This window comes from Candidatus Electronema sp. JC (assembly GCF_048287365.2).
Lineage (GTDB): Bacteria > Desulfobacterota > Desulfobulbia > Desulfobulbales > Desulfobulbaceae > Electronema.
Genome location: NZ_JBLWEM020000055.1, coordinates 1 through 14155 on the forward strand (window position 1 = coordinate 1; position 14155 = coordinate 14155).

The following is a 14155-nucleotide window of genomic DNA, read 5'->3' on the forward strand; positions in this document are numbered from 1 at the left end:
CTTCCGCCATATTCTCCTGATTTGAACCCCATAGAGCATAAATGGGCGCAAGCAAAGGCACTCAGAAGAAAACTTGGCTGTTCGACAGATGAGATTTTTCAGCAACCATGCTTATAGTCAATTTATTGTGCTACGGCTATATCGTCCGCAGCAGCCTTCAGCGAACAAGCAGTCAGCCGCTTGTCCGGCCCCTTCCTTTCTTCTGCGCAGGAGAACAGTCATGCCGACGATTCAATGGCGGCCCGCCGTCAACGCCCTCACCGTTCCCCAGTCCTACAAAATGCTTTTTGTGCCGCGCAACACAGTCGGCTACAGCGAGCTGGCCGCTGAAATTGCAGCGGAAAATCCGAACTGGAACGCGGAATTAGTCGAGGCTGTTATGCGGGCGGAGCGCAAGGCGATTCAGCGGCATCTGATCAACGGCGACCAAATCACGCTGGAGGATGCCTTCAGCTATCGTATTTCTTTTGTTGGTAAATTGGCCGCGCCGGATGCTCCGCTGCCTAACCGCGACGACTTGATCCAGGTCAATATCCACGCTTCAGTGCCGTTCATGCGCGAGCTGCGTCATGCGGCCCAGCTCGAACGCCTCCCGCCTGAGCAGAAGCAACCGCTGATCGCCGCTGCCGAAGACACCAAGCTCAAGCTGAAGGACGTGCTTAATCCCAAGGGCGTGCTGAAACTGACCGGCACGAATCTCTTTTTTGAAGAAGGCGAGGAAGGCTGCGGCTGCGTCATTGAGGGCACTCAAAGCGGGCGGGCCGCGCAGAGCCAATTTGCCGTGATTGCTAATGCTTCCGTGCTGCTGGTGCCGGAAATCCCGGCGCAGGCGCATCCGTGGAACAATGAGTATATCCTCTCCATCAGCACCCAGTACACCGAGCACGGCACGGTGCGCAGCGGCATCTACGGCCGCAAGCTGCGCTCGCCGCTGACCCTGACGAACTTCGGCCATCCCAATCCGCCGGATGTCGGCATCCTTACTGGCAGCGCGGACAGTCCGTATGTGAGCGTGACCGGCGGCAGCGTGAGCGCGGACAAAACCCTGCGGATTCAGGCGGTTTTAGATATCCACGCGGGTCATCTGCTCTTCAGCCTGCTCGATATGGAGGAGGGCGGGAAAGCAGGCGCAGTCGTGACGGTCACAGCGAACGGGCCGCTCACCTTGCAGGGCTTTGCTGGCTCGGCGGTCAGCAGCTTGGAGATTCGGGTGAACAGTTTTGCTGACTTGGTGAAGATGGCGAGGAATGTGTATTCAAGCAGGGTGGTGGATGTGCTGGAGGTGAGGGTGGAGTGAAAAACGAAGCTGGCTTCGCTGGAAACAGCTTGAAGCGAAGCCAGCTTCGGCAAGCCGCAAAAGAGCATTACGAGATAATCTGCAAAATCAGCTTGATATGCTCTTGGTAGTTCTGGCACGTTTATTGCTTTATTCTGCACATAGAGTGACCTTGCCGGATCGACGGTCAGCAGCTTGGAGATTCGGGTGAATGATTATGCCGCGCTGGTGAAGATGGCGAGGAATGTGTATTCGAGCAGAGTGGTGGATGTGCTGGAAGTGAGGGTGTGAGGGTAGACACTTCAACTCTATCTGGTTAAATTTGTTTTGCAACTCAACACAGGCGTGTCATTTGCCGCGCTGATAACGCCTGTTCCATCAAGCGGCTTTAAAAGGGGAGAGCATCATGGCTGTTACTGGAAAATGGACACTATTCTACGATTGGCACTGCGATGGCAGTTACAGCAGCGTGACGATGGACATTAAAGCCGATGGCACTTGGAGCGATGGTCACTACAACGGTCTGTGGGTGCAGGTCACCGGAATGTTCATGTTCACTTTCAACAACTCTGAGACGACCTACTCTGGTAACCTTGCCAGCAAATCCATCACCGGCATCATGACGACATTCAGCGGGTTGCAAGGCTGTTTTTACATGCTGCGGGAGGGTGTGCCGGTCTCATTCGCTGTACGGCAGATCAGCGAGAAAGCAGATTCAGCAGGAAAATAAAAAAAGCTCTGCTCTAATCTGACCGACAACGGCAAGGCAGGCCCGGCAGTGCAATGATGAATACACGCTGCCGGGCTTTGAAGGTTCAGCAGTCTGGAGACATGGCTTTGCTGACTTGGTGAAGATGGCGAGGAATGTGTATTCGAGCAGGGTTGTGGATGTGCTATAGGTGAGGGTGGGGTGAAAAACAAAGCGAGCTTCGCTGAAAGCAGCTTAAATCGAAGCCAGCTTCGGCAAGCCGCAAAAGAGCATGACGAGATAAGGTGTAAAATCAGCTTGATGTGCTCTTGGCAGTTCTGGCACGTTTTTTGCTTATGCTGGATTGGCTCAGATAAATGCGTACTCAGGCAATCTGGCTGGCGATTTGCTGGAAGCGAAGGGTAGGTATCGTATGCTTGTTTTTGGCTGCACCGCCGCATGACACATGTCATGCGTAAATATCATTAATAGGAGTTCTCAAAATGCCTGAAAAAGAGTATGAAGTCATTGGACATGTGTCTCCACGTTCATTGGGGCCAAGATCTCTGTTCGCGAGCGACACCACTATTACCGCAAAGAATATAGATGAGTTCCGATCAGACGCTGCTGATGTGCGCGACGCAAAACGCGCATTGACCGAAGCGGGATTCCATGTGTTTGAAGAGGGAAGCAGTGACACAACGATCTCGATAGGAGGCACGGCTAAACTCTTCCAAGAGTTTTTCAATGCTCACCTGACCACAAGATCAACAGAGAACAGTCATGGGAATGAAGTTAGTTTTTTCAGTGCCGCTGCGGATGAGAATGGCACGGAAGTAATGAACGCGCCAGGAGAATTGGCACAGTTAATTGAAGGTGTTGTTATAGCAAGACCGCCTATCTATTTCTCAGCATCTCCTTTACCTCCGATAGCTCAAATTCATAGCTCTGCCTACAGGTATTTATTCGTCCCGGACGAAGTCGCCGTGATCCTCAAGGCCGCAAGAGTGCACCGCCTTGGCATCACTGGAAAGAATGTTGTTGTAGGCATGATAGACACAGGCTTCTTTCGCCATCCTTTCTTCAGTTGGCGTGGATATCGTGTTTTAGACACACTCCTTGGCCCTGGTGCTGTCAATCAAAACGAGGATATTAATGGACATGGCACTGGGGAATCAGCAAACATTTTCTCGTGCGCTCCTGATTGCCGATTGCGTCCTGTAAAAGCTGGAAACGATGCAGTCGGAGCAATCAATACAGCACTGAACAGCTCCCCTAAGCCTCAGATTCTCACGAACAGTTGGGGATACAATGTAGATAGAAATGGATTAATCCCAGACTGGTTGAAACCTTTAGAGGCAGCTGTTGCCAATGCTGTTGCAAGCGGCGTTACTGTATGCTTTTCTGCTGGAAATGGGCATTATGGATTCCCAGGAAGTCATCCAGATGTAATATCTGTTGGCGGAGTGCATGTAAATTATCCTGGCCTTGAGCTTGAAGCATCCAGTTATGCGAGCAGCTTTGTAAGCTCATTCTATCCAGGCCGCCGTGTTCCCGATCTTTGTGGGTTAACTGGCAAACGAGTCGATATCAACGGAGGAAAAGCTCCAAGTATCATGCTGCCAGTTCAAGAAGGTGCACAGCTTGACGGTATTGAGCCGTCAACAGGGGCGGCAAATGATGGGTGGGGCCTCTTCAGCGGAACGTCTGCGGCTTGTCCTCAGATTGCCGGCATCTGCGCTCTCATGTTAGAGAAAGATCCAAATCTTACGCCTGTCCAAGTGAAGCAGAAGCTCATATCCAGTGCCCGTGATGTTACTGCTGGCACCACTCATATGGGTGACGCAGCAGGCCCCGGAAACGATCTGGCCACTGGTGCTGGGCTTGCTGATGCCAAATGGGCGTATCTCAAGACGATGGGGGATGTTGCCGCTGCCTTTTTTGCTGCCTCGAAAGAAGAGCAAATAAGCATGATGCACAGCGGGGCGATGCCGGAAGTGCCAAAAGAGTTCATTGATGATTTGATTGACACTCTTCGTTCGAGGTAAGTGCTGCTGGTTGGTTCCGGCCTCTAAGTTGAAATCTTGCTGCCTCGATAGTATCGAGGCAGCAAATACATCCTCTTCAAGCAATAGGTTAGAAAAATGAATCTATCTGGCCAAGTGATCCTCAGAAAGGCTGACGGCACATCTATTCTGAACGCGACTGTCCCGCTGACTTCAAGGAATGTAGCTGAATTTTATGTCGAGGAAGAGCGCATATTGGAAACTAAACAAAAATTAGAGCAACTTGGATTTTTTGTCGGCGCGAATGATCGCATGTCTTTATCAATAACAGGAACGAAGGAAATTTTCGCTCAGACATTCGGTATTGATGAAGCAACCATTACAAACTCCAGCGAAAACTATTCTGTCCATGCAGTTGTTATCCCAGAACCTCTGGAAGAGTTCATATCTGATGTTATCATCACGAAATCTCCTGAGTATTTTGAGGAAAACAATGAGAATCAACCTTCTTCTGCCGAACCGCGCTCAAGGATGCCAAACTTGATGATGATGTGATTCTGGTCGGCGGCATGACCCGGATGCCGAAAGTGCAGGAGAAGGTGAAGGCGATCTTCGGCAAAGAGCCGCACAAGGGCGTGAACCCGGACGAGGTCGTTGCGGTCGGCGCGGCGATTCAGGGCGACGTGATGACCAAGCTGATCGAGAAGAACACCACGGTCCCGACCAGGTCTTCTCCACCGCTGCGGACAGCCAGCCTGCCGTGTCCATCCACGTACTTCAGGGTGAGCGGAGATGGCTGCCAACAACAAGACCATTGGCCGCTTCGAGCTGAAGGACATTCCGCCTGCGCCGCGCGGTGTGCCGCAGATCGAAGTCACCTTTGACCTCGACGCGAACGGTATCCTGCATGTCTCGGCCACAGGCTGTCCTCAATGCGCAGAGCAGGGACGAACCTTTCTTTTCTGAAAGCGTTCCCAATCTGCATAACGGTTCCTCTTGTCCATCGTCAGACTGTTTATTCCGAAACCCAGCTCCACAGGCTGCCCAGCCATTCATACACAACCTGCTCGGACACCCCCAAATTGAAGCTGGACGGCAGCAGGCTGCCGGACGAGAGCCGCTGCCGGTCTTTCAGGATGAAATCGGTCGGCGCGGCCAGCGGCTGCAAGCCTTGCTTCTGAAAAATTTGCATCGCCCGGCCCATGTGCGCCGCCGAGGTGACGAGGATGAAGGGCGCGTCCTTCAGCAGCGGCGCGAGCAGCCGCGCCTCCTCCACCGTGTCGCGGGGCCGGTCCTCAATCACCAGCCTGCCGCCGTCCACGCCAAGCTGCTGCGCTGTCCTCCCGACCACCGCCGCGTTGGCCAGCGGATCTTCCTGGCTCGCGCCGCCGCTGACCACCAGCCAAGACTCCGGCAGCTCCCGGTGCAGCCGGATTCCCTCAACAAGGCGGTAGAGCGAGGCCGTGCCAAGCTGGCCGGTTTCCGGCACCGCCGGATCGCTGACATGGCCGCTGCCTAAAACCACCACAAACTTGATCTGCTGCCGCTGCTCGTCCGGCAGCTGCGCCAGCTGGAGAGGCGGATACTGCCGTTCCATGTCATGCAGTCTGCTGCGGCGGGCAGGCAGTCCGTAGCCGAAGACCAGAAAAATCGCCAAGCTGCACAGGAGCGACAGTGCTGCTATCTTGCGCAAACCGAACAGAATAAAAAATAGACCGAGCAGGATGAACAGCATCCCCAGCGGCAGAGGCATCAGGAAAGGGGTGAAAAAACGGGCAAGAGCGATCATTCGCAAAATATCAGGGCAGGAGGTTTGTTTTCCGCCAGCGTAACAAGCCCTGCGCAGGATGCGCAACAGAAAAATCGGCGGGGCCGCGAAAGATATTTCTGCCGGACGCGCACGAGCCATTGAAATTGAACGGCAGGCTGGATACAGTTCAGATGCGGCAGCGCGTTGCCGTCTCACATAAATTCTGAGCAAGAGCGTCCTATGAACCCCGTCCTGCAAATCCAGAATCTCTGCAAATCCTTCGCTGATTTCACGGCGGTGAACAATATCAGCCTTGAGGTGGAAGCCGGGGAGATCTTCGGCTTTCTCGGCCCGAACGGCGCAGGCAAGACCACCACGATCAAGATATTGGCCGGGCTGCTTCAGCCGGAGAGCGGCACGGTCATGATCAACGGCAAGTCGCTGGCCGAGCAGCCTCTTGCCTGCAAGCAGGACACCGGCTATGTTCCCGACCGGCCTTGGCTTTTTGAAAAGCTCACCGGCAGCGAGTACCTGAAGTTTATCGCCAGCCTCTACCGTCTGCCGGAAGAGCGGTTTAAGGCCGCGTCAGCGCAGTATCTGGAGCTGTTCGACCTGAGCAAGTGGCAGGATCATCTGATTGAAAGCTACTCGCACGGGATGCGGCAGAAGCTGATCATGACCTCGGCCTTCATGCTCGACCAGCCGCTGCTGATCATTGACGAGCCGATGGTCGGGCTGGATCCGAAATCCGCCCGCATCGTCAAGGAGCTGTTCAAGCAGAAAGCGGCGGCGGGCACGGCGATCTTTCTGTCCACGCATTCTCTTGAAATTGCCGAGGAACTCTGCCGCCGCATCGCCATCATCACCAACGGCACCCTGCGCGTCATCGGCACGATGGAGGAACTGCGCAGCCAGGCGGGCAAAAGCGGCCAGGCGATTGACCTGGAGGACATCTTCCTGGAGCTGACCGGCGCGTGGGAGATGCGGCAGGTGATTGAGGCATTAAAAAGCAAATGAGCGCGATCAGCCGAAGAGCCGCGCTCCGTCTGGCTGCCTACGGCCTTGCCGCCGCGCTGGCAGGCAGCTACACGGTCTTGATTGAACGTAACATCGTTCTCGTCAACCGCTATCAGATTCCGCTTGCCAATCTGCCGCCCGCCTTTCACAGCTTCACCATTGCTCACCTGACTGATCTGCATTTCGGCTCGCTGGTTTCCTCCGCCTTCATCAAAAAAGTGATGGAGCGCACCAACGCCCTGCGTCCTGATGCCATCTTCTGCACCGGCGATTATGTTCATGCCAAGAACACCACGGCGGAGATTGATCAGGTCTGGCCGCTCCTCATGCAGCTGCAAGCGCGGCATGGCGTGTTCTCGGTTTTAGGCAATCATGATCATTGGGCGGACACCGAACGCTCTCTGTATTGGCTGGAGCGCAGCGGGCAGAACCTCCGCCATCAGCACAAGGTGATTGAGCGGGGCAAAGAGCGGCTCGCCCTCGGCGGCGCAGGCGATTTGTGGGAAGATCAATTGAAGATCGACCAAGCCTTTGCGGGTACTGAGGAAAACGACTGCCGCATCCTCCTTTCCCACAATCCCGATTCTGTGGACACGCCGTTCAAGACATCGCTCGCGCTGGTGATGAGTGGCCACACGCACGGCGGGCAAGTGCGGTTGCCGTTCTACGGCCCGCCTGTGCTGCCGGTGAGCAACAAAAAGTACTCCAGCGGCCTGATTGACACGTCGAAGACCAAGCTCTTCATCAGCCGGGGCATTGGCTGGGCGATTTATCCGGTGCGCTTTAACTGTTACCCGGAAATCGCTGTGCTGGAATTAGTCAGACCGTCCGCAGCGTGATCAGTTTTTGCCGTCAGGAATGCAGGGCCGCTCTTTTTTCGGAAACTGTGCGCCAGCAGGCAACCTTTCTCAGCTATTTTTCCTGCGTGGCCTTGACCGACCTCTTGGCCATACTTCTGGGCCATCTGCTTCTTGCTCTTTGTTCCGTCTTTGTCTCCCATTTTCATCTTTTTTGGCGGCGGCATGCCAATTATTGCAAATTTATAGTTGGAGCACTATAGAATGCCTTTCGACTTCGCTCAGGGCACTTGCACAAACAAAGCACTCTGAGAGGAGTCGAAGATTGCTCAATTCCTGAGATTGCCGAAGAATGAGTTTTAGAATTATTCTGCTCCAGCTATAATTTTCTGTCTATGATTTTGGAGCGGTAACCCGAAGATGCATTGCTAATCTACCGTATTTCCTCTCGCTATGCGCCGATGATTCTGAATTTAATAAAGCGAATAAACACCTGTTTCTAAAAAATCTTTTTACTGAGGAAGGCGGTGAACCGGTGTTCCCTTGAAAAATAGCACAGCGTCTTTCACTAATTCAACAAAAGCGTCGTTGCGGAAGACATGCTTGCTGCGGTCAAACGGCTGCTGCATCATAGATTGTCTCTTACCTCAGCTTCAGCGTCGCCAAAGCCATCAAGCCAAGAATAATCGAGATGATCCAGAAACGCACCACCACTTTCGGCTCTGTCCAGCCCTTCTTCTCAAAATGATGATGAAACGGCGACATGAGGAAAATGCGCCTGCCGCCGCTGGCCTTGAAATAGCCGACCTGAATGATCACTGACAAGGCTTCCATGACAAAAATGCCGCCGACAATCGCCAGCAAAATTTCCTGTTTGATGATGATCGCCACTGTGCCCAGCGCGCCGCCTAAAGCTAAGGAGCCGACATCGCCCATGAAAACTTGCGCCGGATAGGCGTTGTACCAAAGAAAGCCAAGGCAGGCGCCGGCCAAGGCGGCGCAGAACACCGCCACCTCTTCTGCGCCCGCAACATGCGTGATTTGCAGATAATGCGCCATGCCCGCGTTGCCGACCGCGTAGGCGAAGATCAAATAAACTGAGGAGGAAATCATCACCGGCCCGGCGGCGAGGCCGTCCAGTCCGTCGGTGAGATTGACTGCATTCGACGCGCCGACGATCACGGCCACGGCAAAGGGGATGTACCACCAGCCGAGATCAGGCCGCACGCCTTTCAGGAAGGGCAGGCTCAGGCCGCCGTCGTATGCCGGATGCAGATGCAGGTACAGGCCGACCATCAGGCCGCCGAGAATTTGCAGAATCAGTTTTCCCCGTGCGGACAGCCCCTTGCTGCTGCTCTTCGTCACCTTGCGCCAGTCGTCCACCGAACCGATCAAGCCGTAAAAAAGGGTCAGGCCGAGGCAGACCCAGACCAGTTCATTGCGCAAATTGGCCCAAAGCAGCGTGGCCACAGCGATGGCGACAAGGATCAGCAAGCCGCCCATGGTCGGCACGCCGCGCTTGCTGAAATGGCTTTCCGGGCCGTCGTCGCGCACCACCTGGCCAATGCGCTGACTTTTCAGCCAGCGAATAAAGGCCGGTTCAAAGAGAAAAAGGATGAGAAAAGCGGTGAGCGCGCTGCCGATGGAACGGAAGGTCACATAACGGAAGACATTGAGCGCGCTGAAATATTCGTGCAGAGGAAAGACGAGATTATAAAACATCAGCGGGCCTCTCCGTTCAGCCGGGCCTGCGCGGCCTCCAGCACCTTTTCCATCCGCATTCCCCGCGAGCCTTTGAGAAGGAGCCAGTCGCCCGCCGTGATTTGTTTTTTATCGATTGCACCAAGCAGCCAAGCGGCCATCGCGCTGGTGTCAGAAAAAAGATGAATTTTGTCCGCCGCCATGCCCGCCCGCCGCGCTCCTTGGGCAACATATTCAGCAAAATTGCCAACAACAGCCAGCGCATCATAACTGAGTTCCGCAGCTTCGCGGCCAATTTTTTTATGCGCCTCGGCTGAAGATGCGCCCAATTCCAGCATGTCGCCAAGCAAAGCAATGTGCTGGCAATCCTTGCCGAAACCGCGCAGGGTCTTCAAAGCTGCGGACATTGAGCCGGGATTGGCGTTGTAGCAGTCATTGAGCACCTGCACGCCGCCCGGCAGCGTGACAAGCTGCATCCGCTTGTCCGTCACGCCCTGCTGGGCAGACAAAGCAGCGGCGATGGTTTCCGGCGCAATGCCAGCGGCATAAGCGACCGCAGCGGCAGCGCAGCAGTTGCTGACACTGTGCAGGCCGGGCAGAGAAATCGTGATTTCCTGCTCCCAGCCGCTGATGCGCAGGATGAAGCGCATTCCCTTTTCGCCGAGATCAGCAATGCTCGCCGCGCTGACCTCCGGCTTGAAACCGAGTCCTTCCGGCGTGATTGCGAAGCCGATGATTCGCGCTGAATTCGTCGGCAGCTTGCGCACCTGCGGATCATCCAAATTCATCACGCTGACCGTGTCTGGCCGCATTCCGGCGAACAGCTCGCCTTTGGCCTTGGCCACGCCTTCAATGCTGCCCAAGCCTTCCAAGTGCGCGGCCTGCACGTTGGTGATGCAGGCGATGTCCGGTTCCGCCGACGCAACAAGCCGGGCAATCTCGCCGGGATGATTCATGCCCATTTCCAGCACCGCCGCACCATGACCAGCCGCAACCGGCAGCAGCGAGAGCGGCATCCCGACCAAATTGTTGAAATTGCCCTGCGTCTTCAGCACCGGATTGATGCCGGTCTTCACCTCAGCAAAATGACGGCTGAAGATTGCCGCGACTAATTCCTTGACCGTGGTCTTGCCGCAGCTGCCGGTGATTGCGGCTACGATGCAATTTTTTCCAAGCAGCCTGCGGCGGTATGCGGCCAGATCGAGCAGGGCTTGCAAAGTATCCTCTACGTGAACAAGCAGCACATCGGCAGGAACCTGCACTTCTCGATGAACAATAACCGCAGCGGCTCCGGCTTTGACCGCCGTCTGCACGTAATCATGGCCATCGAATTTCTCCCCGGCTAAAGCGATAAAGACATCTCCCGGCGCAAGGCTGCGCGTGTCAGTGGAAATCTTGCCAAACGTAAACGCAGGGGAAGGCTCCCGTGCCTGCCCTCTTATTTTCCCGCCAGTTGCTTCAAGCAAATGCCGCAGATTCCAGCGCAGCAGCCCGTTGACCGCTTCAATCCGGTCATCAAAAAAATGCCGCTCTGCGCCAATGATCTGATAATCCTCATGGCCTTTGCCCGCCAGCAAGATAATGTCCTCCGACCCTGCCAAGGCGCAGGCCGTATGCAGGGCGGTTCTGCGCTCGCTTATGCAGATGAAGCCTTTAGCTGGCACGGCAACCAGCTCCTCCGGCGCGAATTCAGCCAGACCTGCGGCGCGGCAGCCCGCCGCTGCCTCGCGGATGATCGTCTCCGGCTCTTCCGAGCGCGGATTGTCCGAAGTGACGATGATCAAATCGGCATATTGCGCCGCAATTGCGCCCATCTGAGGCCGCTTGCCTTTGTCGCGGTCGCCGCCGCAGCCGAAAACGCAGAACAGCCGCCCGGCAGCTAACGGACGCAGCGTTTGCAGCACATTTTCAAGGGCATCCGGGCTGTGGGCGTAATCCACTAAAACCACCGGCTGCTGCTCATCAGGCAGACCCGGCAGCCGCACCCGTTCCAAGCGGCCCGGCACCTGTCTATCCTTTGATAAACCAGCAATAATTTGCTCTGGATTCAACCCTAAAGCCAAACCGGCTCCGGCTGCGGCAAGAATATTCAGCACATTGTGCCGCCCGGTCAGACGGGAGCTGAAAGGAAACGCCCGGCCTTTCAAACTGAGAGTGCAGGAAAATCCCCGGATGTCCTGCTGCAAATCAGCGGCGGAGACGGTGTTTGCCGGATCAAGACCGCAGGTGAATTGCGGCAGCGAAGGCAGCTCCGCCGCCAATTCCCGGCAAAGCTGCTGGCTCCAGTCAGAATCGGCGACAATCACTGCCTTGCCGTTCTCCTTGAGATAACGGGTGAAAAGCAGCTTTTTGGCGGCGAAATACGCCTCCATCGTGCCATGAAAATCGAGGTGGTCGCGGGTGAGATTGGTGAACAGGCCGAGATCGAAACGCAGTCCGGCCAGCCGCCCCTGCTGAAGGGCGTGCGAGGATGTCTCCATCACCACGTGCGTCACGCCTGCGTCGGCCATCGCCCGCAGCGTGGCTTGCAGCTCGACCGGGCCGGGCGTGGTCAGCTTGGCAGGCTCGGCGATCAGTTTGCCGGAAGAATCCGGCCAGCGGCTGTTCACTGTGCCAATCACGCCGACCCGGCAGCCGCTCTGCTGAAGCATCTGCTCAATCAGCCAGGAAATCGTGGTCTTGCCGTTGGTGCCGGTCAGGCCGATCAGCGTCATGTCTTGCGCTGGAAAATCATGCAAGGCGGCGGCCAGCCAGCCCAAGGCGGCGTGGCTGTCGCTGACCTGCACTACCGTTGTGCCGTTTAACGGGCCGGGATCATCCTCGACCACCACGCAAGGGCAGCCTTTGGAAATTACCTGCGGAATGAAACTGTGGCCGTCCGCTTTGCTGCCCTTGACCGCGACAAAGACGCAGTCTGGCCCGGCTGCGCGGGAATCAGGGCTTATTCGGCGTATCCCGTTGTCCGCTTTTCCGTGCAGGACTTTTGCGTTGAGTTCGGGCGGCAGGCTTTGCAGCAGCAGGCGCAGGCTTTTCATGGCGCGGAAAGGGTTCAAGGGTCAGTTCGCAGGTTTCAATTTTTGCCAAAGCAGTGCCGGGGGCGGGCTTTTGGGCCACGATCATGCCGCTGCCCCGGATTTGCACCCGGATGCTGCGCAGGTTGATGTGCTGAAGACCTTGGCGCAGGCTCAGGCCGACAAGGCGGGGCATGGTTTCAGCGGCAGCCGGATCGTAATTTTTTTCCTCCGCCACAGGCCGGTTCAGCTTCCGGCTGAGGAGAAAACGGCGCAGGTTGGCCTCGTTCTTTGTTCCCGGCGGCGGCGAGGGCGGTTTGTCCTCGGCTGTGAAGTCAGCCAGCAGCTCCAACAGACGGCGGCCTTGTTCCATCAGCGCGGTCTTGTCCTCAGCCTGTTCCGCATCAGGCGGCAGCGGACGCAGCGAACCGCTGTCTGCCGCCATGACCAGCAGAATGCGGGGCAGCTCCTGCGGCGCGGCGGCAATGAGAATATCTTGCAGATGCTGCTCGCTCAAGCCGTTCCGCTGTGTGGCCGCCGCAATGCTGTTGACAAAAAGAAAGCCTTCTTTGCCGCTCCAGACGGATTGATGAAGGAGCTGGCGGCGCAGCTGCACCCCGGCGGCGGGAGGCAGGAGCCGCTGCGGCGCGGCGCGGCTGAGATCACGGCTGAAAAGCCGCTGCTGATCAGGGGCATAGACTGCTTCGAGAAACCAAGGACTGATCCGTTTGCCGCTGTTGAACAGGCTGGCTGCGCCGACTGCAATATCCGCCGCGCTCAGTCTGCCGCTGTTTTCCGCCACTGAGGGCTTGGGATCAAGCGAGAGCAGATCCGGCACAGAGCGGTCAAAACCGAATTCATGCCAGCAGCGGGCCAGAGCTGCGTTCTCTTCGCCGGAGCCGGGCTGCGGGGCGCGGATTCCTGTCGGCAGAATTTGGCCGCCGCCGCTCTCCTGCGCCGCCGCCGCTTCCTCCAGCAGAGGATGCAGCAGTTCTGGAAGAAATTCAGCAGGAAAAAGCGGCCCGTCTTCTTTAGGCAGGGCTTGACCGCTGGTCTGCCAAAAATAATTCGGATCAAGACCGGGCTGCCGGACAGCGGCGAGCAGCCGTCCGGTGTCAGGATCAAGGACAACAGCCGAGCCGGAGGCCGCGCCTTTCCGCCGCCGCCATGCTTCCAGCTCCCCTTCCAGCCGTTTTTGCAGGCTGAGGTCAAGAGAAAGCAGAATGTCCGCCGCCTGCGGGCCGAGATGGGTTGCACCGGAAAAATTGATTTCTTCTGTCGCCGCAGGCCGGAATGCGCCGGGCTGGAGCAGAGGATCGAACACCGCCTCCGCGCCGCTGAGTCCTGCTCCATCGCTGACAAAGCCGAGCAGGCGGCCAGCCGCCGTGTGGCCGGGATAATAGCGGATTTCAACCGGCAGGCAGGACACGCCGGCAAGATCCAAGGATTCCGCCGCCTGCGCCTGCGCTGCGTCAATGCCGACAATCAGCTCCACCACCGGCTCTTTGCTTTCCAGCCGCCGCTGAAAGTCCTCAGCTTCGGCGCCCACGGCCAAAGCCAGCAGCCGCGCCGCCTCCTGCCGGTCAGACAGCTCCGCCGGATGCACCCGAAGAGTGTGCAGCTGATAGGAAACAGCCAGCTCCTCCATATTCCGATCATAAATGGAACCCCGCAACGCAGGCGGAGCAGACGGCGCGGGCCGCTGCGCCGCGCTCAGGCTCTGCCGCACCGCCAAACTGATTTCTGTCAGGGTGAAGGGCAGACGGCGGAGCAGCCAGATGCCGCCCGCCGCCAGCAGCAGCGCGAGCAGCAGGCAGAGAGGGCGCCGCCGCCGTTTGTTGGCCTCCTGCTGCTGCCGCAGGGCGCGGACAGTCAGCGGCTGGCGGACGGCTTTGCTGGCTTTGCGCAT

Annotated in this window: 10 protein-coding genes and 1 pseudogene; 7 read left to right on the plus strand and 4 right to left on the minus strand. The window is 56.8% G+C overall.

All coding sequences use genetic code 11. From position 1 onward, the window contains the following. Positions 1-220: 220 nt before the first annotated feature. The 5 genes and pseudogenes from ACNKH3_RS08730 to ACNKH3_RS08750 form a co-directional block, all read left to right on the plus strand. Positions 221-1297, plus strand: a complete 1077-nt coding sequence (locus tag ACNKH3_RS08730; RefSeq protein WP_420208947.1) for a DUF4469 domain-containing protein — start codon at positions 221-223, stop codon at positions 1295-1297. Between the two features lie 385 nt (positions 1298-1682). Then, positions 1683-2006: a hypothetical protein gene (locus tag ACNKH3_RS08735; RefSeq protein WP_420208948.1), complete on the plus strand. Its 324-nt coding sequence runs from the start codon at positions 1683-1685 to the stop codon at positions 2004-2006. A 461-nt stretch (positions 2007-2467) separates the two neighbouring features. Further along, a complete protein-coding gene (locus ACNKH3_RS08740) occupies positions 2468-4012 on the plus strand; it encodes a S8 family serine peptidase (RefSeq protein WP_420208949.1) in 1545 nt (514 codons plus the stop codon). A 96-nt stretch (positions 4013-4108) separates the two neighbouring features. Beyond that, entirely contained in the window at positions 4109-4525 is a 417-nt protein-coding gene (locus tag ACNKH3_RS08745; RefSeq protein ID WP_420208950.1) for a hypothetical protein, read from the plus strand. After that, a pseudogene (locus ACNKH3_RS08750) lies at positions 4483-4888 on the plus strand (Hsp70 family protein); the annotation flags it as partial. The gene ACNKH3_RS08745 and the pseudogene ACNKH3_RS08750, both read left to right, overlap by 43 nt. A 97-nt stretch (positions 4889-4985) precedes the next feature. On the opposite strand, the gene ACNKH3_RS08755 reads toward ACNKH3_RS08750, so the two are convergent. Next, positions 4986-5723 carry an ElyC/SanA/YdcF family protein gene (locus ACNKH3_RS08755; protein WP_420208951.1) on the minus strand — a complete coding sequence of 246 codons (738 nt, stop codon included), beginning with the start codon at positions 5721-5723 and terminating at the stop codon, positions 4986-4988. A gap of 237 nt (positions 5724-5960) precedes the next feature. Here ACNKH3_RS08755 and ACNKH3_RS08760 point away from each other — a divergent pair, with 237 nt between their 5' ends. After that, positions 5961-6737: an ABC transporter ATP-binding protein gene (locus tag ACNKH3_RS08760; protein ID WP_420208952.1), complete on the plus strand. Its 777-nt coding sequence runs from the start codon at positions 5961-5963 to the stop codon at positions 6735-6737. Further along, on the plus strand, positions 6734-7576 hold the full coding sequence (locus ACNKH3_RS08765) for a metallophosphoesterase (protein WP_420208953.1): 843 nt from the start codon (positions 6734-6736) through the stop codon (positions 7574-7576). The genes ACNKH3_RS08760 and ACNKH3_RS08765 overlap by 4 nt, the downstream gene beginning before the upstream one ends. Positions 7577-8176: 600 nt before the next feature. On the opposite strand, the gene mraY is transcribed toward ACNKH3_RS08765, so the two are convergent. The 3 genes from mraY to ACNKH3_RS08780 are packed head-to-tail and all read right to left on the minus strand — an operon-like array spanning position 8177 to position 14155. Further along, on the minus strand, positions 8177-9256 hold the full coding sequence (mraY, locus tag ACNKH3_RS08770; RefSeq protein ID WP_420208954.1) for a phospho-N-acetylmuramoyl-pentapeptide-transferase: 1080 nt from the start codon (positions 9254-9256) through the stop codon (positions 8177-8179). Further along, positions 9256-12288 (minus strand): UDP-N-acetylmuramoyl-L-alanyl-D-glutamate--2,6-diaminopimelate ligase, encoded by a 3033-nt coding sequence (locus ACNKH3_RS08775; protein WP_420208955.1) that lies wholly within the window; start codon positions 12286-12288, stop codon positions 9256-9258. Before ACNKH3_RS08775 ends, mraY begins: the two co-directional genes overlap by 1 nt. Continuing rightward, on the minus strand, positions 12170-14155 hold the full coding sequence (locus tag ACNKH3_RS08780; RefSeq protein ID WP_417917136.1) for a hypothetical protein: 1986 nt from the start codon (positions 14153-14155) through the stop codon (positions 12170-12172). Before ACNKH3_RS08780 ends, ACNKH3_RS08775 begins: the two co-directional genes overlap by 119 nt.